This is a genomic window from Kitasatospora sp. NPDC004723 (genome assembly GCF_040609255.1).
Classification (GTDB): Bacteria; Actinomycetota; Actinomycetes; order Streptomycetales; family Streptomycetaceae; genus Kitasatospora.
In genome coordinates, this window is sequence record NZ_JBEXJT010000002.1 from 173862 (window position 1) to 192428 (window position 18567).

An 18567-nucleotide genomic window follows, 5' to 3' on the forward strand; every position below is an offset into this window, starting at 1 on the left:
AGGGCCGGTATTCATTCTGGATCCCGATGTGATCGCTCCCTACGCTGAAGCCACCGCTGCCACACCGTGGTGGCAGCCTCACAGGGAGCACGCCACCATGACCGGACTGCCCATCCGCATCTCCGAGGAAGTCACCGGGGCCGTCGCCGCCGGCGCCCCCGTCGTCGCCCTGGAGTCGACGATCTTCACCCACGGGCTGCCCCGGCCGCGCAACCTGGAGGTCGCGCTGGAGGCGGAGGAGCGGCTGCGGTCCACCGGCGTCGTCCCGGCCACCATCGGCGTCTACGCGGGCGTGCCCACGGTCGGCCTGTCCACCGGGCAGATCAAGGAACTGTCCGAGGCCGACGACCTCGACAAGGCCAGCCTGCGCGACCTCCCGGTGGTCGCCGCGCTCGGCCGTCACGGCGGCACCACGGTCGCCGCCACCGCCTTCCTCGCGCACCGCGCCGGCATCCGGGTCTTCTCCACCGGCGGCCTCGGCGGCGTCCACTTCGGTGCCTCCGAGAGCTTCGACGAGTCCGCGGACCTGACCACCCTGGCCGCCACCCCGGTGACCGTGATCAGCGCCGGCGTCAAGTCGATCCTCGACATCCGGGCCACCCTGGAGCGCTTCGAGACCCTCAACATCCCGGTCATCGGCTACCGCACCCGCAACTACCCCGGCTTCTACGTCACCGACTCCGGCCACCGGATCGGCTACCAGGTCGACTCCCCCGAGCAGGCCGCCAAGGTGATCGAGGCCCGCGACGGACTGGACCTGCCGCAGGCCGTCCTGATCGCCAACCCGGTCGACCCGGACAAGCAGCTCCCGCCGAAGGAACTGGACGCGCTGCTCACCCGCGCCTGGGCCGAGGCCGAGCGCCAGGGCGTCACCGGCAACGCCTCCACCCCGTTCCTGCTCGACTTCATCCAGCGCGACACCCAGGGGCGCAGCCTGGAGGTGAACGTCGAGGTCTACCGGGGCAACGTCCGGCTGGGCGGCGAGATCGCCATCGCGCTGGCCGCCGCCCGAAACGAGGGCTGACCCGTGCTCGGAGTGCTCGGCGACCTCGTGGAGGACATCGTCGTCTGGGTGGCCGGCCCACTGCGGCACGGCACCGACTCCGACGCCCGGGTCTTCCGGCAGCGCGGCGGCAGCGCCGCCAACGTCGCCGCCTTCGCCGCCGGACAGTGCCCGACGAGGTTCCTCGGCTGCGTCGGCGACGACCCGGCCGGGCACGGCCTGGCCGCCGAACTGGCCGGCCACGGCGTGGACGTCCGGGTCGCGCGGCACGGGCGGACCGGCAGCATCGTGGTCCTCATCGACGACGCCGGTGAGCGCACCATGCTCCCCGACCGGGGCGCGGCCACCCTGCTGGAGACCGTCCCGGACGCCTGGCTGGACGGGCTGACCCACCTGCACGTGCCCGCCTACTCCTTCGACGGCGAGCCGGTCGGCACGGCGGCCGTCGACGCGCTGCGCCGGGTCCGCGCGGCCGGCGGCACCACCTCGCTGGACGCCTCCTCGACCGGCATGCTGGAGGGCTTCGGCCGCGAGCGCTTCCTGACCCTCGCCGCCGACCTCGCGCCCAGCCTGCTGTTCGCCAACCGCGAGGAGTCCGCGTACCTGGGGCTGCTCACCGACGGGCGCCCCGGGCCGCAGCGCGCCCGGCTGGCGGCCACCACGGTGGTCACCAAGTCCGGCGCCGAGGCGACCACCGTCGACGTGCCGGGGGAGCGGCCGTTCACCGTGCCGGTGCCGCCGGCCGGCGAGGTCCGCGACCTCACCGGCGCGGGCGACGCCTTCGCGGCGGGCTTCCTCGCCGCCTTCCTGGACGGCCGGCTGACGGGCACCGGGCTCGGCGAGGCCGGGCTGCGCGAGGCCGCAGCGCGGGGGCACCGCTGTGCGGCGCGGGTGCTGGCCTCACCCGGTGCGTCCTGCCCGCCGGACTGAGTCACCCGCGCCACCGGGGCCGACCCGCAGCGGCCCGGTGCCGGCCGCCCACGACGCCGCCCCGCCCCCTCGGCGGTACGAGGGGGCGGGGCGGCGCGGTCCGTCAGTCCAGGGCCAGGAAGCTGCCAACGTGCTCGTCCGGCCGGAACTCGCCCGGGCCCAGGGGGTTGAGGATCTTGGTCTGACAGTTGCCGTCGGGGAACAGCAGGATGGTGCCGCCGGTCCGGTTGGCGATCGCGGTGTCGGCGCCGAGGCCGGGGTAGCACTGGCCGCCCTGCGGGTCCCGGGTCTGCTTGAACTGGCTGCCGTTCTCCTGGATCACGACGCCGGGCGCCGCCGAGGCGGTCGGAATGTTGACGAAGGACAGGGCGAGGACGCCGGCGGTGGCCACGAGGGCCGCGCGGGGACCGAAACGCATGCGCATGGGGAACTCCCGTACTGGGTCGATGGGGGTACGTCACCGGGAGCCCGAAGCCCGAAGCCCGAGCGGTCGGCGCCTCGCCGCTCCCGGTGACGGGTACCCCGGCCCGGTACCGGCCGCCCGCACGGGACCGCTGGTTCACCCGAAGAGCTTCGGACACCCGCCGAGTCGGTGGCCCGAGCACCGCGAAAAACCGGGCGCACCCGCGCCGCGGGTGCGGTAGGGTGACGGGCGCCACAAGAGAGCGAGTAGAGACGGGGAGGTGAGAACCCATGACCGCTGTGCCGGAACGGGTGCTCCCCGGCCGCGACGGCGACACCCTCGTGCGGGACCACGCCCGGCCGTAGCGCCGGCCGCAGTCCGGAGCGCGCGGGAGCGTCCGCCATCGGGCCAGGCATGGGGCGGGAGCCCCGGGTCGGACGACGTCCTCCCACCTGTGCTCCGAGGGGTTCCCTTGCCTGTCCACCCGTCCACCGACCTCCGCTCCACCGTCACCGCCCGGCTTCGCGCCGCCGGTTGCGTCTTCGCCGAGGACGAGGCCCGCATCCTGCTGGCCGCCGCCGCGACGCCCGCCGAACTCGCCGCCATGGTCCATGACCGGGCCGCCGGCCGACCGCTCGAACACGTCGCCGGCTGGGCCGAGTTCGCCGGTCTGCGGATCGCCGTCGACCCCGGCGTCTTCGTCCCCAGGCGGCGCAGCGAGTTCCTGGCCCGCGCCGCCGGCGCGCTCGCCCGCGAGAACGCGCTGGTGGTCGATCTGTGCTGCGGCACCGGCGCCCTCGGCGCGGCGCTCGCCGCCACCGCGGGCCACCCTGTCCGGCTGTACGCCGCCGACCTCGACCCCGCCGCCGTCCGCTGCGCCCGTCGCAACCTCGCGTCGAGCGGCGCCGAGGTGTTCGAGGGAGACCTCTTCGACGCGCTGCCCTCCGGCCTGCGCGGCCGGGTGGACGTGCTGCTCGCCAACGTCCCGTACGTGCCCACCGCCGACATCGCGCTGCTGCCGGCCGAGGCCCGGCTGTTCGAGGCCCGCCCGGCACTGGACGGCGGCGCCGACGGCCTGGACGTGCTGCGCCGGGTGGCCGCCGACGCCCCGCACTGGCTCGCCCCGGGCGGCGCCCTGCTCTTCGAGACCAGCGGCCGGCAGGCCGCCACCGCCCTCGGTGTGGTCACCGCCGCCGGCCTGACCGCCGCCCTCGGCCACGACGACGACCTCGACGCCACCGTGGTCACCGCCGTCCGCCCGTAGACGCGCACACATGCGGCTGAGCGCGACAGCCATGTCCGGGCGGTGGCGCGCGGAGTTGACTGATGCCCATGAACGAGAACGCGAACGCGAACAGCACCCGGCAGCCCAGCACCTCCACCACCGCCGCCCGGACCGTCCTGGTCACCGGCGGGACCGGCAAGACCGGCCGACGCGTGGCCGAGCGCCTCACCGCGCTCGGCCACACCGCCCGGATCGGCTCGCGCACCGCGCCGGTCCCGTTCGACTGGGACGACGACACCACCTGGGACGCCGCTCTCGACGGTGTCGGCGCCGCCTACCTCGCCTACTACCCCGACCTCGCCTTCCCCGGCGCGGTCGAGACCGTCGGGGCCTTCGCCCGGCACGCCGCCAAGGCCGGGGTCGACCACCTGGTGCTGCTCTCCGGGCGGGGCGAGGAGGCCGCGCAGGCCGCCGAGGCGGCGGTCGCCGCGGCCGGTACCGGCTGGACGGTGGTCCGCTGCTCGTGGTTCGCCCAGAACTTCTCCGAGAGCTTCTTCCTGGAGGCGGTGCTCGCGGGTGAGCTGGCGCTGCCGACCGGCACCGCCGTCGAGCCGTTCGTCGACGCGGACGACATCGCCGACGTCGCCGTGGCGGCGCTCACCGAGGACGGCCACGACGGCGAGATCTACGAGCTGACCGGCCCGCGCCTGCTCTCCTTCGCGGACGCCGCCGCCGAACTCTCCGCGGCGACCGGGCGGGAGATCCGCTTCACGGCGATCACCGTCGAGGAGTGCCGCGCGATGCTGGCGGCCCTCGGTCTGCCCGGCGACTTCGCCGACCTGTTCACGATGATCCTGGACGGCCGCAACGCCAGCCTGGCGGACGGCGTACGGCGGGCGCTCGGCCGGGAGCCGCGCGACTTCGCCGACTTCGCCCGGGACGCCGCTGCCTCCGGCGTCTGGAAGGTCTGAACACCCCTGCCGAGCCCCGCAGTTCAGCACCCTGCGGCCCGGGGATCCCGCACCTGGTCCCCGGGCCGCCGCCCGCCCCGACACCTCCTGGAGCCCGCTCATGCCCGCCACCGCTGCCGCTGCCACGGCTGCCGTCGCCGCCCCCGCCCGCGAGCTCGCCGCCACCGGACCGGTGCTCGCCACCGCCGCCACCGCGATGGGCCTGATGTCCGGCCTCTTCTTCGCCTTCGACGTGTCCGTGATGCCCGGCCTCGCCGCCGGGGACGACCGCACCTGTGTGACCGCGATGCAGAACATCAACACCGCCATCACCAACCCCGTCTTCGGCGCGGTCTTCGTGGGCGCCCTCGCCATGCCCGCCGTCGGCACCTGGCTGCTGCACCGCTCCGGGCGGCGCGCCGCCACCCTGTGGACGGCCGTGGCGACCGTCCTCTACCTCGCCGCGCTCGTCCTCACCGCCGCCGTCAACATCCCGCTCAACGACCGGCTCGCCGCGGCCGGGGACCCCGCCGCCATCACCGACCTCGCCGCCGTCCGGGCCGCCTTCGTGCCCACCTGGACGACCGCCAACATCGCCCGCACCGTGCTCTGCACCGCCGCCCTGGCCGCCCTCACCCGCGCCCTCCTGGTCCACCGCCGCCCTGGCCGCTGAGCGGTCGGCCGCGCCGACCCGCCCGCCGTCGTGGAGCGGCGTCCCCGGTGAGAACCCGTGGTTCGCGACACCTGGGCGGAAGGCTCGTGGCTACAGCTGGACCGGAGCACCGCCGGCCGGTTCCGGTGCCGGCAGCCCCCGCACCTGCCGGCGCAGCAGCACGAGGCCCAGCGCGAGGCTGACGATCATGTCAAGTCCCTGCAGCCAGTCGGGTGTTCGGCCGGGCGAGTAGATCCCCAGGTAGTCCGCCTGGGCGTGCACCAGGACCAGCGGCCAGACGCTCCCGATGACGAGGCGTGCCGCGCCGAGGCAGAACCCGAACAGACCCGCGGACAGCAGCTGCCACCGGGTGTCGTTCCAGGACGCCCCGAAGAACAGGTAGTTGTCCAGGTGGGCCGCCCCGAACAGCACCGCGCTCAGGACCACCGAGCGCACCGCGCCCAGCGGTCGTGCGACCTGGAGGACCAGCGCCCGGTAGCCGAGCTCCTCACTGAGGCCGATGCCGAGGGTGAGCACCACGCCGCCGATCAGCGTCGGCGTGTCGCCTTCGAGACTGGGCAGCGCCGCGAGGCCGGACACCGCCACGACCGGCAGCAGCACCGGCCAGCGGGCGAGCCCGCCCCAGGTCGCCACCCCCGCGACCCGCATCATCCCCCAGGCCCGCAGCAGTACCAGTGCCGCCGCGGCGGCCACCAGGTTGACCACCGTCGGACCCAACTGCGGGAACCAGTGCGGCGTCAGCGCAGGCAGCACCTTCGCCACCAGCACCACCACGCCCTGCCACCCCAACGCGAGTTCCACCGCCCCGAGCACCGGGCGACGGCGCACGTGCTCTCCCCAGCGCGTCACCATGCTGCGAGCATAGGCCACACCCCGGGTCCCGGAGCCCCGCGATTCCGGGCACCGACGGTGCGGGGTCGGGCCGGGCGGCGGGGCCGCAGGGCGGGCGCGACAGTCGATCAACTGTCGCGCACGGCACGTCGGGACCCCCTAGGCTTGCCCGCCATGGACACCCTGACCGGGCTGCTCGACGGCCCCAAGGCCCGCGGCGCGTTCGTGCTGCGCTCCGTCCTCAGCACGCCGTGGGCGCTGCGGATCGAGGACCGCGCGCCACTGTCGCTGCTCACCATGCTGGACGGCGAGGCGTGGATCCTGCCCGACGGCGGGCAGCCGGTGCTGGTCCGGCCGGGGGACCTCGCGCTGCTGCGCGGGCCGGACGCCTACACCGTCGCGGACGATCCGCGGACCGAGCCGGAGATCGTCATCGGACCCGGGCAGATCTGCTCCAAGGACGGCGTCGGTGTCGCCACCTCGATGGCCCTCGGGGTGCGGACCTGGGGCGAGAGCCGGCCGGGCGACGAGCACCCGTCGGTGATGCTGACCGGCACCTACCTGGCCGAGCACGAGATCGGCCGCCGGCTGCTGGCCCACCTGCCGACCCTGCTGGTGCGACCGGCCGGGGTGAACACCACCGAGGACACCCTGGTCCGGCTGCTCGCCACCGAGGTCACCCGGGCCGAGCCCGGCCAGGAGGTGGTGCTGGACCGGCTGTTGGACCTCCTGGTGGTCGGGGTGCTGCGCGGCTGGCTGGCCGCCCCGGACGCCGATGCGCCCGGCTGGCTGCGGGCCCAGGCCGACGAGGTGGTCGGTCCCGCGCTGCGGCTGCTGCACGACGACCCGGCCCGGCCGTGGACGGTGGCGTCGCTCGCCGCCGAGGTCGGGGTCTCCCGGGCCGGGCTGGCCCGGCGGTTCACGGCGCTGGTCGGCGAGCCGCCGATGGCCTACCTGGCGAACTGGCGGCTGACGGTGGCCGCCGACCTGCTGCGCGACCCGGAGCTCACCATCGCGGCCGTGGCCCGGCGGGTCGGCTACGGCGACGCGTTCGCGCTCAGCACCGCGTTCAAGCGGGTGCGGGGGCTGACCCCGCAGGAACACCGCCGGCTAGCTGCCGCCGGAGCTCCGGACGCCGGCCCGGACGGCGTTCCGGGGAGCGCTCGGGGGGATGCTCCGGCCGGGGCGGCCGGGGCGGCCGGGGCGGCGGCGGGCGCCGGGGCGTCATCGTCCCGACCCGGGCCCACCACGGTGGTGCTGGCGGCCGGCTGAGCGCCGAAGAGGGTCCAACCGGATTGCCGGGCGCCTCAGTTCGGCCTCATGTCGCAGTGCAGGACCAGCGCCCAGCAGAGGAAGCCGAGCGCCGCGGTGGACAGCAGCGCCCGCGCTGCGGTCCACCGCATCCGCCGCGCGCCGCACCGGTCGAACGACTCGGCGTGCCACGCCCGGTCCTCCCGGCCCGCCCCGCCCGATCGGTCGGCGTCCGCCAGTGCCTGGCTCAGCGGGAGGTTGACCACCCTGGTCGCCACCAGCGAGCCGGTGTAGCAGACCAGCGCGCCGACCGACGCCGGCAGCGCCTGGCGTGCGTCGCTCGGCAGGTGCAGCAGGACGGACGCGCCCGTGAACACCAGCGCGCCGACGAAACCCAGCAGGTACCACCCGTTGAGGACGGCCACGTTGAGTCGTTGCATCACCTGGACCACCGTGAGACTGTCAGCCGTGCGAAGCCCCGGAGTCAGCGAGGCGTAGGTGTAGAAGAGCCCGGAGGTCACTCCGGTGGTGACGGTCGCCGCCACCAGTGCGAAGACCCGCATCGCCTCCATGCCGCCCTGCCCCCGTCCTCTCGGTCGGCGCCGCCCGGTCGAAGCGGCCCCGAGTGCCGATCATCCGTCATCGAACGGCCGCTTGCCCACCGAATTGGCCGATAGGGCAATGATGATGACGAATGGTCATGGCCGGGCGGCCGGAACCCGACCGCGGAGGCTCAGCCTCCGGTGCGCCGCCCGGCGAGCGCGGCGAGCAGCGTGTCGACGGTCCAGTGCCCGGCGGCGCCCGGGCGGGTGCTCAGGTAGGCGGCGGTGCGGCGCGGCGACCAGCCGTGCGCCTCGGCCAGTCCGGTGGCGAGGTTGCGCAGGTAGCGGGCGCGCGGGGGGTTGAGCGGGGCCTCGGCCAGGGACCACGGGGCGGTGAACGTCAGCACGGGGACGCCGTCCAGCGTGCCGGGGCACACCAGGGTCTGGTACCGGCCCGGCCCCTGAGGGTCGCGCCCGGTCCGCAGCACGGTGGCCAGGTCGAGGTCGGTGCCCGGCCCGCCGCCCATCTCCTGGGCGGCGATGTCGCTGAACTGTTCGGCGGTCAGCAGGTATGCCCGAGCGGGCACGGTGCCGGGGCGCTGCGGGTCGTGGAGCGCCATGCCGCCGCCCCAGGTCCGCGACTCCAGGGCGAAGTAGAGCAGCCCGGGCAGCCGCACCGGCACCGAACGCCGGGGCGGCCGGGCGTCGCGGCAGCCGGGGTAGTCCCGTTCGCCCTCCTCGGGCCGCCCGCCGCGCAGGTAGCAGGCGAGCCGCCCGGCGTGCATGTTCGAGCCGTACGCGGCGTACCAGAGCAGCGGCGGCGCGGCCGGGGGCGGGTCGGCGGGCGGCGCTTCGGCGGGCACGGGGTCGGACGGCGGGCCGACGAGCGGTCGGATCTGCTCCACGGCCGGTGACGCTACCCGCCCGACCCGCGGGGAGCGCGGACGACAGACCCGAGCCCGGGCGGGTAGCTCGCGGTGACGGCGCGCCCGGCCGCGCGGGCCGCCAGCGCCTTCCGCGCCGCGTACCCCCGGGCCGGACCGGCCGCGGCGTCCAGGTCCTCGCCCGGGTGGAACCAGGCCCAGTCGGTGATCTCCCCGTCCGGGCAGTGGAGCCGGACCGCCCTGGGGTCGGCGGTCCCGAAATCGTGGAAGAACTGCACGATGGGGTGGTCCGCGCCCGGGGCCGGATGCTGCCAGACCACCGCGAGCAGCGGTCCGGGCGGCCGGTCGAGTCCGGTCTCCTCCCGCAGTTCACGGGCCGCCCCGGTCGGCGAGTCCTCATGGGCGTCGAGCACACCGCCCGGGAAGTTCCACCGTCCGGCGTCCGGCCGCCGGTCCGGCTCCCGGACCCGCGGCATGACCATCAGCAGCCGGCCGTCCGGCGCGGTCACCACGGCGGCCGTGCACAGCCACGCGCGCGGCGTCGTGGCCAGCCATTGGGGGCGCGGCAGGTGCGGGCGGGCCGGAGCGTGCGCCCGCAGGAACCGGACGGTGGCGGGGGAGACACCGGGCAGGTTGTCCGTGAAGAACCAGGCGTGCGTGGCGTGCCGGGGGAGCACGAGCCGGTGCAACGCGCCGGGCGCGCTTGCCGACAGCGCGAACACCTGCCGCCGCGCCGGGTGGGGCCCGCCGTCGTCGGGTCCGTCCTCGAACACCCCGGCCGGCCGCACCGCCTCGGCGGTCACCCCGCAGACCTCGGCCAGCGTGCGAACGGCCGCCGCCGCCGGCGTCTCGGCCGGGCGGACGGGGGCGGACGGCAGCTCCCAGCCGCCGTCCGGACGGCGCAGCAGCAGGACCCGGCCGAGCGTGTCGGTGACGAGCACGGCGGCGACGAGCGCGGCGGCGGCATGCTCGGCGGGGGCGGGCACGTTGACGGCGGGCACGTTGACGGCGGGTTCGGCTGCGGCGGGTTCGGCGGTGAGCGGCGAGGGGCGGGACGAACGTTCCACCTGGAGGCCTCCTTCGACGGGACGGGTGGGCCCACGGGCCGGCGGCGCGTCAGTGGCCGCCGGGCGGTGGTCGTGTGGCACCGAGGTCCAGCCGCATGTACCCGTCCACCGGCCCGAAGCCGAGCGTCCGGTACAGCGGGGCCCCGGCCTCGGTGGCCCGCAGCTCGATGGACCCGCAGCCGCACGCCCCGAGCGCCTCGACCAGCGCCGCCGTCACGGCCCGGGCGTGCCCGCGCCGCCGGTGCGCCGGGTCGGTGACCACCGTGTGGATCCGCCCCCACCGCCCCGTCGGGTGGGTCGGGCCCCGGTAGCCGCGGTAGACGATGCCGATCGCGCAGGCGGCCAGCCCGCCGCCGTCGGCCGGCACCACGTAGGCGAGCAGGTCCGGGTCGCGGCCCAGCCGGGCGCGCATGTCCTCGCGGAAGGTGGTGCGCCACGCCTCGTCGAGCGGTCCGCCGTCCAGCACCGCGACCCGCAGCCGCAACAACTCGTCGGCGTCCCCGGGCCCGGCCGGCCGTACCCCGCCACCCGCCGAGTCCCGACCCAACCCGGTCACCTCCGTCCGTCGCGCGCTGCCCCGGTGCTGGTGGCCCCTACCCGCCCGCACCCGGCCCGGAACCCCCGGGGGCCGGGCGGGGCGGGGCGGCTGAGCAGGGACCGCAGGACCCGGACCGACGGACCGCCGGGCCTGCACGCCCCGAGCCCCGCCCCCCTTGCCCGCCGTGACGCAGACTCGGGCGCGGACGGGGCGTCCACGGAGCGCCGGGCCGTCCGGGTGGCCGCCGCCGCTGTCCATGGCGGCCCCTACGATGTCCGGCATGAACACTGGGGCGCCGGAGACGCGGCTCGTCGACAACCGCTTCGAACTGCTGGAACGACTCGGCGGCGGAGGCATGGGCCTGGTCTGGCGCGCCCGCGACACCATGCTGCACCGCGAGGTCGCGCTCAAGGAGGTCCGCCCGCCGGATCCGGCCATGGCCGCGGCCGACCCCGCCGCCGCCCACGAACTGCGCGAGCGCGTGCTGCGCGAGGCCCGGGCGCTCGCCCGCCTCCAGCACCCCAACGTCGCGGTGATCCACCACATCGTCGACACGCCCGGCCACCCCCACCCGTGGCTGGTCATGGAGCTGGCCACCGGCGGCAGCCTCGCCGACCGGATCGCCCGCGGCCCGCTCACCGTCCCCGAGGCCGCCCGGATCGGCCGCGGCGTGCTGGCCGCGCTGCGCGCCGCGCACGCGGCCGGCATCCAGCACCGCGACGTCAAACCCGCCAATGTGCTGCTGCGCGCCGACGGCACCCCCGTCCTCACCGACTTCGGCATCGCCGCGATGCAGGACGCCACCGCGCTCACCGCCACCGGTGCGCTGATCGGCTCGCCCGAGTACATCGCGCCGGAGCGGATCCGCGGCGAGGAGGGCAACCCGTCCTCCGACCTGTGGTCGCTCGGCATGCTGCTGTACGTCGCGGTCGAGGGCCACCACCCGCTGCGCCGGTCCACCTCGCTGGCCACGCTCGCCGCCGTGCTCGACGAGCCGCTGCCGCCGCCGACCCACTGCGGGCCGCTGGGGCCGGTGCTGGCCGCGCTGCTGGCCCGTGACCCGGCGGCGCGGCCGGATGCCGCGCAGCTCGACCAGGCGCTCGCGGCGGCCGAGACGGGCGCCGGTGCCGGACCGTACCCGGGCCAGTACGCCGGCCCGTCGGGCACGGCGTACCTCCCCGCGCCCGGCGGGGGCGGGACCGCCGACGGGACCGGGACCCAGTACCTCGGCCCGACCGGCCCGGCCGCGATGCCGCCTCCGCCGAGACGCCGCCGGACCGGCGCCGCCGTCACCCTCGCCGTCACTGGGGTCGCCCTGGCGGGCGTGCTCGCCTGGGCGCTGCGCCCCGACGGGACCGGCGGCACGGCCGGCACGGACGGCGCCCCGAGCGGGTCGTCGGCCTCCGCCGGTGCGGCCGGCTCCCCGGCGGTCCCGGGGGACACCACCGCGTTCACCGGCCCGGCCGTCCCGCCCTCCCTCACGCCGCCCGCGGCGGGCACCACCTCCGCCACCCCGGCCGCCAAGCCGTCGGCGAACACCTCCAAGGACCTGATGACCCCGGACGGCGTCCGAACCGTCGTCGCGGCGATCACCGGGCAGAGCGGCGGTACGAAGGTCAAGGCGCTCAACGTCTACCCGGGCTACGCCAACGCCCAGGTGCCGACCGCCGACGGTCGTAACTACGACTGGTACGACTACCGGGACGGCAAGGTCACCAAGCGCACCGGCGGGCCGATGGGCAAGGACAAGCCGGTGGACCTCGCGCAGTACGACTGGGACGTCGTCCCCGCCCTGCTGAAGAAGGCCAACGACACCCTCAACGTGAAGGACCCGACCAGCCGCTACCTGGTCATCGACACCTTCCCGGGCGACGGTGTGGCGAGCATCCGGGTCTACCTCTCCGACGAGTACCACAACAGCGGCTACCTGCTGGCGGACACCAAGGGGAACGTGCGCCGCACCTTCGCCGCCGACTGAGCCCGCCACCGCGCCGGCCACCGCGCCCGCCAGCGCGCCGGCCACCCGACCGGGACGCGTCGGGAGGGGCCGGGACAACCACGGACGGTGCACCAGCACAGGGCGGGCGACCCGGCGGTGGACGATGCTGGACTGGTCCCGTGCCGCGCCGCCGCGCCCCGGCACCGACCGACCGACCCACCGACCGCCGAGCGAGGAGCCGTCGCGACCATGAGCGAGAACCACCACGTCCTGCTGCTCGACTTCACCGACCGCGCCGCCTGCCGGGCCGCCTTCGACGAGGCCGCCCACCTGCCGGGCCTGCGCCAGTCCGCGATCGTCGAGCGCCTGGCCGACGGCACCCTGGACTTCCCCGCCAGCCAGGTGCGCGGCGCGGGCGCGCCGACCGTGGGCGCGGGCGTGGTCGGCGGCCTCGCCGGACTGCTCGGCGGCCCGATCGGCGTCCTGCTGGGCTGGGCCGCCGGGACGGCGATCGGCAACGCCGCCGAGAGCTGGCGCGACCACGAGGGCGGCGCCGGGCTGATCGTGCTCAGCGAGGAGGTGGACGAGGGGCACAGCATGCTGGTGCTCGACCTCGCGGAGACCTCGCCGGACCCCGCCGACGCGCTGGCCGCCCGCCACGGCAGCACGCCCCGCCGCATCCCGGCCGCCGAACTGGCCGAGCGTGTCAAGGCGGCCCGCCGCGCCGCCGAGTAGCCCGCCGCGCCGCTGAGCACCGCGGTGCGCCCGGAACGGAAAACCAGGTGTCGTTCGCCGCCGGAGGGAGCAACATGCTCGATATGTCTGATACCTCAGTACTCACCCGGGCCGAGGCCGTCGAACGCCACCAGCTGCTCGACGTCCGCACGGTCCACGTCGACCTCGACCTGACCCGCGGTCGGGAGGTGTTCGGCTCGACCACGGTGATCCGCTTCGGCTGCACCGCCCCGGGCGCCGGGACCCAGGTGGACGTCAAGCCGTCCGTGCTCCACCGGGTCGTGCTGAACGGTCGTGAGCTCGACGTCGCCGCGCTGCGGGCCGGGCGCTTCCGGCTGACCGGCCTGGCGGCCGAGAACGAACTCACCGTCGAGGCCGACATGGCCTACTCGCACACCGGCGAGGGCATGCACCGTTACACCGACCCCGCCGACGGCGAGGACTACGTCTACACCCAGTCCTTCCTCGACGACGGCCCGCGGGTGTTCGCCTCCTTCGACCAGCCCGACCTCAAGGCGCGGTACACGGTGTCCGTCACCGCGCCGCAGCCGTGGACCGTGGTCGGCAACGGCGTGTCCGACCAGGTCGCGCCCGGCCGCTGGGAGTTCGCGCCCACCCCGCCGATCAGCAGCTACCTGGTCTCTGTGGTGGCCGGCCCGCTGCACTCGGTGCGCGCCGAGCACGACGGGATCCCGCTCGGCCTGCACTGCCGCCGCTCGCTCGCCGCCCACCTGGACGCCGACGCCCCCGAGCTGCTGGAGATCACCCGGCAGGGCTTCGACCACTACCACCGGGCCTTCCGGCACCGCTACCCCTTCGACAGCTACGACCAGTGCTTCGTCCCGGAGTTCAACGCCGGCGCGATGGAGAACCCCGGCTGCGTCACCCTGCGCGACGAGTACGTCTTCCGCTCCGCCGTCGACGACACCAAGCGCGAGGAGCGCGCCCTGGTGGTGATCCACGAGATGGCGCACATGTGGTTCGGCGACCTGGTCACCATGAAGTGGTGGGACGACCTCTGGCTGAACGAGTCCTTCGCCGAGTACATGGCCTACAGCGTCACCGCCGCCTCCACCCGCTTCGGCGCCGCCTGGACCGGCTTCGCCGCCAACCGCAAGACCTGGGGCTACGACGCCGACCAGCGCCCCTCCACCCACCCGGTGGCACCCACCACGGTGGAGGACACCGCGCAGGCGCTGCAGAACTTCGACGGCATCTCCTACGCCAAGGGCGCCGCCGCGCTGCGCCAGCTGGTGGCCTGGCTCGGCGAGGAGACCTTCCTGGCCGGAGTCAACGACCACTTCGACGCGCACGCCTTCGGCAACGCCACCCTCGACGACCTGCTCCGGGCGCTGACGGCGGCCAGCGGCCGCGACGTCCACGGCTGGGCCGACCGCTGGCTGCGCACCACCGGCGTGGACACCCTGCGGGTGGCCGACGGCCGCATCGAGCACACCGCCGCCGACGGCGTCCCGCGCCCGCACCAGCTGACCGTGGGCCACTACCGCCGCACCGCCGACGGCACCCTGGAACTGGCCGACCGGGTGCCGCTCGACCTGTCGGCGGACGGCGCCGTGCCGCAGCCGGTGGCCGCCGCCGAGCTGACCCTGCTCAACGACACCGACCTCAGCTTCGTCAAGATCCGCCTCGATCCCGACTCCTGGCGGACCGTGCGCTCCTCGCTCGGCGCCGTGCCCGAGGAGCTGGCCCGCGCGGTGCTCTGGAGCGCCGCCCGCGACCAGGTGCGCGACGGGGAGCTGGCGCCCGGCGAGTACCTGGAGCTGGTCGCCGACCACCTGCCCGGCGAGACCTCCGTGCACCTGGTGGACGCGGTGCTCTCCTTCGCCCACGGGTTCGTGGTGGACTGCGCGGTGCCGCCGGCCGACCGCCCGGCGGCACTGGCCGGGCTGGCCCGGGTCTGCCGCACCCTGCTGCGGCGCACCGAGGGCGAGCCGGACCGCACCGGTCTGCGCCTGGTGGCCGCGCGCGGCGTGATCGCCACCGCCGCCGACGCGTCGCAGGCCGCCGAACTGCGCGACTGGCTGGCGGCCGGCGCGGTGCCCGGCGGGCCGGCGCTCGACCCGGACCTGCGCTGGCGGCTGCTGCTGCGGCTGTGCGTGCTCGGTGCGGCGGGCGAGCCGGAGATCGCCGCCGAGTTCGCCGCCGACCCCAGCGACACCAGCGAGGAGGGCGCCGCCCGCTGCCGCGCCGCGCTGCCCGACCCGGAGGCCAAGGAGGCCGCCTGGCAGGCGCTGTTCCACGGCGAGCTCTCCAACTACCTGGCCACCGCCACCGCCGACGGCCTGTGGCAGCCCGAGCAGGCCGAGCTGCTGGAGGAGCTGACCGTGCGCTACTTCAAGGAGCTGGGACCGGCGTCCGGCCGCCGCGGACCCGCGCTCGCCCGGGTGCTCACCCGGGCCGGATTCCCCGCCTTCGCCGCGACCGACCGGACGGCGCGGGCGGCCGAGGCCTGCCTGGCCGACCCGGACCTCACGACGGCGACCCGGCGCGGCCTGGTGGACCAGCTGGACACGCTGCGCCGCGCGGTCCGGGCGCGGGCACTGGCCGAGCGGTAGCACCTGGCGGCCGGGGGCGGGCGGCTGGGCGACCCGGGTGGTCGCTCAGCGCCGTCGGCCCCCGTCTGCCGTCTGCCGTCTGCAGCGGGCGGCCGACGGTGGGGAAGCGGTGGTGTGCGCTGCTAGCATCCGCGCATTCCGAACGAAGATCGAACAGGGCGAGGCACGGTGCAGGAAGACCAGCTACAGAAGCAGGAACAGCCGCAGGAGCAGTCGCACGATCAATCGCAGGACCCGGACGGGAGAGCCACGGCCCGGCGCCGCCGCATCGCCGCCGGCGTCGCGGCAGGAGTGTGCACGCTGGCGCTGGTGGGCGCGGGTGGCTGGGCGATGAGCGGGGCGGACACCACGCAGCCGTCACCGACGGGCTCGCCGACCGCCCCGCCGACCGTGTCGACGTCCCCGACGGCGGCGGCGCCGGCCCCGTCCGAGACCTCGCCGTCCGAAGCCCCGCCGTCCGACACCCCCTCCGCTCCGGCTGTTCCGGCTGCTCCGGTGATCCCGGATCCGCCGGCCGCGGCCGAGCCGGCGGCCCCGCCGGCCGCCGAGCCGACGCCCGTCCGACCCGCCTCGCGCCCGACCGCCCCACCGGCTCAGCCGGCCCCGGCGTCCCCGCGCCCGACCGCCCCTCCGAAGGCGGCCCCGACCGCACCCCCCGCGGCGCCCGCGCCCCCCGCACCCCCTGCGGCGCCCGCGCCCCCGCCGGTCGAGCCGCCTGCCGCCCCGCCGGTTGCCCCGCCCGCGGCCCCCAAGCCGGCGCCCAAGCCGACCGCCGACCCGCCCGAGGGCCCCGGCCCGGGGGAGTGGACCGTACCACCACGCCCGGTACCCACCTTGCCGACTCGCCCGGCCTCCTGCCCGCCCGGCCAGATCGCCTCCTGGGACGGCTGCCACCCCCTGCCCCCGCCGATCACACTCTCCTGACGTCCCCTCCCGACGTCCCCCTCGGGCTTCCCCCGACCGCCCGGTTCGCGCCGGGCGGCCTTGATCGGCCTTTAGTTGAATGCTAAATTACTTCTGACGCCAAGCTCCGAAGCCGTAGGAGGCCACGATGACGACGCCCACCGTCACCGACAACCCCGAGAAGTCCCGCTACGAGATCACCGCCGACGGTGAACTCGCCGGCTTCGCCGAGTATCACCGGCACGCGGGCGAGATCGCCTTCATCCACACCGAGATCGACCCGCGTTTCGGCGGTCAGGGCCTCGGCGGCATCCTCGCCCGCGCCGCGCTCGACGACGCCCGCGCCAACGACCTCGCGGTGCTCCCGTACTGCCCGTTCATCCGCGGCTGGCTGACCAAGCACCCGGAGTACCACGACCTCGTCCCGGCCGCCCAGCACGAGCGGTTCGGCCTGTGACCGCCGCGGCCACCGGGGGAGTCCCGGACACCGAGACCGGCTTCGTCCGCGCCGCAGCCGCCGTCGCCACCAACACCACCGACGACTACCGCGTCGACATCCGCTCCGGCCGCCACAGGCTGACCGCCGACGAGCCCGAGTCGGCCGGCGGCGCCGACACCGCCACCACCCCGGTCGGCCTGCTGCTCTCCGCGCTGGGCTCCTGCACCGCGATCACCCTGCGGATGTACGCCCAGCGCAAGCAGTGGCCGCTGACCACCGTGCGCGTCCACCTCGGCTACGAGAAGGGCCCGGAGAAGGCCGTCCGCATCACCCGGCGGATCGACCTCGTCGGCGACCTCGACGACGCCCAGCGCGCCCGCCTGCTCGACATCGCCGAACGGACCCCGGTCACCCGCGCCGTCTCCGCCGGCACCCCCATCGTCCCGGCCGCCCCGCGCGGCTAGCCCTCCGGAAAACGAGGCCCACCATGGCTGAACCCGACCTCGCCACCCCGACCGTGCGCGGCGGCCGCGCCGACACCCCGGGCGGCCCCGTCCACGAACTCCTGGCCCCGCGCGAGACGGCCCTCGGCGGCAGCACCGTCGTGCGCCGTCTCCTGCCGAACCTGGGTCGGCGGATGGTGGGGGCGTGGTGCTTCGTGGACCACTACGGTCCGGACGACATCGCGGACGAGCCGGGCATGCAGGTGCCCCCGCACCCGCACATGGGCCTGCAGACGGTCAGCTGGCTGCACGCCGGCGAGGTCCTGCACCGCGACAGCCTCGGCAGCCTGCAGACCGTGCGCCCGCGCGAGCTGGGCCTGATGACCTCCGGGCGGGCGATCTCCCACTCCGAGGAGTCCCCCCGCCCGCACGCCCGCTTCCTGCACGGCGCCCAGCTCTGGGTCGCCCTGCCCGACGCCCACCGCCACCGCGAACCCGCCTTCGAACACCACCCCGACCTGCCCACCGTCACCGCCCCGGGCCTGTCCGCCACCGTCATCCTCGGCACCCTCGACGGCGCCACCTCCCCGGGCACCACCCACACCCCCCTCGTCGGCGCCGACCTCACCCTCACCGCCGGCACCGACCTGCGCCTGCCGCTGGACCCCGACTTCGAGTACGCCGTCCTCACCATGTCCGGCACCCTCGACGTCGACACCGTCCCCCTCGACCCCGGCGCCATGCTCTACCTCGGCACCGGCCGCCGCACCCTCCCCCTCCACGCCACCACCGACGCCACCTTCCTCCTCCTCGGCGGCGAACCCTTCGCCGAAAAACTCGTCATGTGGTGGAACTTCATCGGCCGCACCGGCGACGAGATCACCCAGGCCCGCACCGACTGGGAGCAGGGCACCCGCTTCGGCGAGGTCCACGGCTACGACGGCGCCCGCCTCCACGCCCCGGCCCTCCCGGCACTCCCCCTGAAGGCACGCGGACGGGTGCGCTGACCTGCGGAGACGCGGCGCATATGACGTTCGGTGCTCTACCGCTGGTCGGCTACTTCAGGCGGCTGGAGCCGTTGGCGCAAGGTACCGGTCCGTCGATTCCCGACTCGAGGAGCGCGCGGAATCGGCGCTGCCCTGATTCTCACGTGTCACTGTCTGCCGCAGGGTTTGATCAGCTTAATGCTGACCCTTTGCTGACTCTTCTGATGGTGGGTCAGGTCTCTCGGTGCG

19 protein-coding genes are annotated in these 18567 nt (G+C 75.6%); 12 read left to right on the forward strand and 7 right to left on the reverse strand.

The features are described from left to right. Positions 1 to 97: 97 nt before the first annotated feature. Entirely contained in the window at positions 98 to 1024 is a 927-nt protein-coding gene (locus ABZW10_RS03775; protein WP_355359381.1) for a pseudouridine-5'-phosphate glycosidase, read from the forward strand. 3 nt (positions 1025 to 1027) lie between these two features. After that, complete coding sequence (locus ABZW10_RS03780) at positions 1028 to 1933, forward strand: PfkB family carbohydrate kinase (RefSeq protein ID WP_355359384.1); 906 nt, start codon at positions 1028 to 1030, stop codon at positions 1931 to 1933. Between the two features lie 103 nt (positions 1934 to 2036). On the opposite strand, the gene ABZW10_RS03785 is transcribed toward ABZW10_RS03780, so the two are convergent. Next, positions 2037 to 2357, reverse strand: coding sequence for a hypothetical protein (locus tag ABZW10_RS03785; protein ID WP_355359387.1), 321 nt, complete (start codon positions 2355 to 2357; stop codon positions 2037 to 2039). Positions 2358 to 2808: 451 nt separating this feature from the next. On the opposite strand from ABZW10_RS03785, the gene ABZW10_RS03790 reads away from it, so the two are divergent. The 3 genes from ABZW10_RS03790 (at position 2809) to ABZW10_RS03800 (ending at position 5184) form a co-directional block, all read left to right on the forward strand. After that, the gene (locus ABZW10_RS03790; protein ID WP_355359390.1) at positions 2809 to 3600 is read left to right on the forward strand and encodes a putative protein N(5)-glutamine methyltransferase; all 792 of its coding nucleotides are present in this window, start codon (positions 2809 to 2811) and stop codon (positions 3598 to 3600) included. A gap of 68 nt (positions 3601 to 3668) precedes the next feature. Beyond that, complete coding sequence (locus tag ABZW10_RS03795; protein WP_355359393.1) at positions 3669 to 4532, forward strand: NmrA family transcriptional regulator; 864 nt, start codon at positions 3669 to 3671, stop codon at positions 4530 to 4532. A gap of 100 nt (positions 4533 to 4632) precedes the next feature. Next, complete coding sequence (locus tag ABZW10_RS03800) at positions 4633 to 5184, forward strand: anthrone oxygenase family protein (RefSeq protein WP_355359396.1); 552 nt, start codon at positions 4633 to 4635, stop codon at positions 5182 to 5184. 90 nt (positions 5185 to 5274) lie between these two features. Here the strand turns inward: ABZW10_RS03800 and ABZW10_RS03805 are convergent, their stop codons facing one another. Continuing rightward, on the reverse strand, positions 5275 to 6036 hold the full coding sequence (locus ABZW10_RS03805; protein WP_355359399.1) for a CPBP family intramembrane glutamic endopeptidase: 762 nt from the start codon (positions 6034 to 6036) through the stop codon (positions 5275 to 5277). Between the two features lie 153 nt (positions 6037 to 6189). Between ABZW10_RS03805 and ABZW10_RS03810 the strand changes: the two genes are divergently transcribed. Then, positions 6190 to 7287 carry an AraC family transcriptional regulator gene (locus ABZW10_RS03810; RefSeq protein ID WP_355359402.1) on the forward strand — a complete coding sequence of 366 codons (1098 nt, stop codon included), beginning with the start codon at positions 6190 to 6192 and terminating at the stop codon, positions 7285 to 7287. A gap of 35 nt (positions 7288 to 7322) precedes the next feature. Here ABZW10_RS03810 and ABZW10_RS03815 read toward each other — a convergent pair whose 3' ends face one another. The 4 genes from ABZW10_RS03815 to ABZW10_RS03830 form a co-directional block, all read right to left on the reverse strand. Then, positions 7323 to 7829: an anthrone oxygenase family protein gene (locus ABZW10_RS03815; protein WP_355359405.1), complete on the reverse strand. Its 507-nt coding sequence runs from the start codon at positions 7827 to 7829 to the stop codon at positions 7323 to 7325. 170 nt (positions 7830 to 7999) lie between these two features. Beyond that, positions 8000 to 8593: a histone deacetylase gene (locus ABZW10_RS03820; RefSeq protein WP_355359908.1), complete on the reverse strand. Its 594-nt coding sequence runs from the start codon at positions 8591 to 8593 to the stop codon at positions 8000 to 8002. Positions 8594 to 8724: 131 nt separating this feature from the next. Further along, positions 8725 to 9759: an NUDIX domain-containing protein gene (locus ABZW10_RS03825; protein WP_355359408.1), complete on the reverse strand. Its 1035-nt coding sequence runs from the start codon at positions 9757 to 9759 to the stop codon at positions 8725 to 8727. 49 nt (positions 9760 to 9808) lie between these two features. Continuing rightward, positions 9809 to 10306: a GNAT family N-acetyltransferase gene (locus ABZW10_RS03830; protein ID WP_355359411.1), complete on the reverse strand. Its 498-nt coding sequence runs from the start codon at positions 10304 to 10306 to the stop codon at positions 9809 to 9811. A 271-nt stretch (positions 10307 to 10577) separates the two neighbouring features. Here ABZW10_RS03830 and ABZW10_RS03835 point away from each other — a divergent pair, with 271 nt between their 5' ends. The 3 genes from ABZW10_RS03835 (at position 10578) to pepN (ending at position 15547) form a co-directional block, all read left to right on the forward strand. Next, on the forward strand, positions 10578 to 12275 hold the full coding sequence (locus ABZW10_RS03835; RefSeq protein WP_355359414.1) for a serine/threonine-protein kinase: 1698 nt from the start codon (positions 10578 to 10580) through the stop codon (positions 12273 to 12275). Between the two features lie 210 nt (positions 12276 to 12485). Next, positions 12486 to 12971 (forward strand): histidine kinase, encoded by a 486-nt coding sequence (locus tag ABZW10_RS03840; protein ID WP_355359417.1) that lies wholly within the window; start codon positions 12486 to 12488, stop codon positions 12969 to 12971. Positions 12972 to 13054: 83 nt separating this feature from the next. Beyond that, positions 13055 to 15547 carry an aminopeptidase N gene (gene pepN, locus ABZW10_RS03845; protein ID WP_355359420.1) on the forward strand — a complete coding sequence of 831 codons (2493 nt, stop codon included), beginning with the start codon at positions 13055 to 13057 and terminating at the stop codon, positions 15545 to 15547. A gap of 221 nt (positions 15548 to 15768) precedes the next feature. Here the strand turns inward: pepN and ABZW10_RS03850 are convergent, their stop codons facing one another. Then, positions 15769 to 16011, reverse strand: coding sequence for a hypothetical protein (locus tag ABZW10_RS03850; protein ID WP_355359423.1), 243 nt, complete (start codon positions 16009 to 16011; stop codon positions 15769 to 15771). 587 nt (positions 16012 to 16598) lie between these two features. On the opposite strand from ABZW10_RS03850, the gene ABZW10_RS03855 reads away from it, so the two are divergent. Genes ABZW10_RS03855 through ABZW10_RS03865 form a run of 3 tightly spaced genes read left to right on the forward strand, consistent with a single transcriptional unit; the run spans position 16599 to position 18339 of the window. Continuing rightward, complete coding sequence (locus ABZW10_RS03855) at positions 16599 to 16907, forward strand: GNAT family N-acetyltransferase (protein ID WP_355359426.1); 309 nt, start codon at positions 16599 to 16601, stop codon at positions 16905 to 16907. After that, positions 16904 to 17353, forward strand: a complete 450-nt coding sequence (locus ABZW10_RS03860; RefSeq protein WP_355359429.1) for an OsmC family protein — start codon at positions 16904 to 16906, stop codon at positions 17351 to 17353. The genes ABZW10_RS03855 and ABZW10_RS03860 overlap by 4 nt, the downstream gene beginning before the upstream one ends. A gap of 23 nt (positions 17354 to 17376) precedes the next feature. After that, positions 17377 to 18339, forward strand: a complete 963-nt coding sequence (locus tag ABZW10_RS03865; RefSeq protein WP_355359432.1) for a pirin family protein — start codon at positions 17377 to 17379, stop codon at positions 18337 to 18339. Positions 18340 to 18567: the final 228 nt, after the last annotated feature.

Coding starts and splice junctions, on each gene's coding strand:
- ABZW10_RS03775 (WP_355359381.1), top strand. CDS start 98: ATGACCGGACTGCCCATCCGCATCTCCGAGGAAGTCACCGGGGCCGTC.
- ABZW10_RS03785 (WP_355359387.1), bottom strand. CDS start 2,357: ATGCGCATGCGTTTCGGTCCCCGCGCGGCCCTCGTGGCCACCGCCGGC.
- ABZW10_RS03795 (WP_355359393.1), top strand. CDS start 3,669: ATGAACGAGAACGCGAACGCGAACAGCACCCGGCAGCCCAGCACCTCC.
- ABZW10_RS03800 (WP_355359396.1), top strand. CDS start 4,633: ATGCCCGCCACCGCTGCCGCTGCCACGGCTGCCGTCGCCGCCCCCGCC.
- ABZW10_RS03805 (WP_355359399.1), bottom strand. CDS start 6,036: ATGGTGACGCGCTGGGGAGAGCACGTGCGCCGTCGCCCGGTGCTCGGG.
- ABZW10_RS03810 (WP_355359402.1), top strand. CDS start 6,190: ATGGACACCCTGACCGGGCTGCTCGACGGCCCCAAGGCCCGCGGCGCG.
- ABZW10_RS03815 (WP_355359405.1), bottom strand. CDS start 7,829: ATGCGGGTCTTCGCACTGGTGGCGGCGACCGTCACCACCGGAGTGACC.
- ABZW10_RS03820 (WP_355359908.1), bottom strand. CDS start 8,593: ATGCACGCCGGGCGGCTCGCCTGCTACCTGCGCGGCGGGCGGCCCGAG.
- ABZW10_RS03835 (WP_355359414.1), top strand. CDS start 10,578: ATGAACACTGGGGCGCCGGAGACGCGGCTCGTCGACAACCGCTTCGAA.
- ABZW10_RS03840 (WP_355359417.1), top strand. CDS start 12,486: ATGAGCGAGAACCACCACGTCCTGCTGCTCGACTTCACCGACCGCGCC.
- pepN (WP_355359420.1), top strand. CDS start 13,055: ATGTCTGATACCTCAGTACTCACCCGGGCCGAGGCCGTCGAACGCCAC.
- ABZW10_RS03855 (WP_355359426.1), top strand. CDS start 16,599: ATGACGACGCCCACCGTCACCGACAACCCCGAGAAGTCCCGCTACGAG.
- ABZW10_RS03865 (WP_355359432.1), top strand. CDS start 17,377: ATGGCTGAACCCGACCTCGCCACCCCGACCGTGCGCGGCGGCCGCGCC.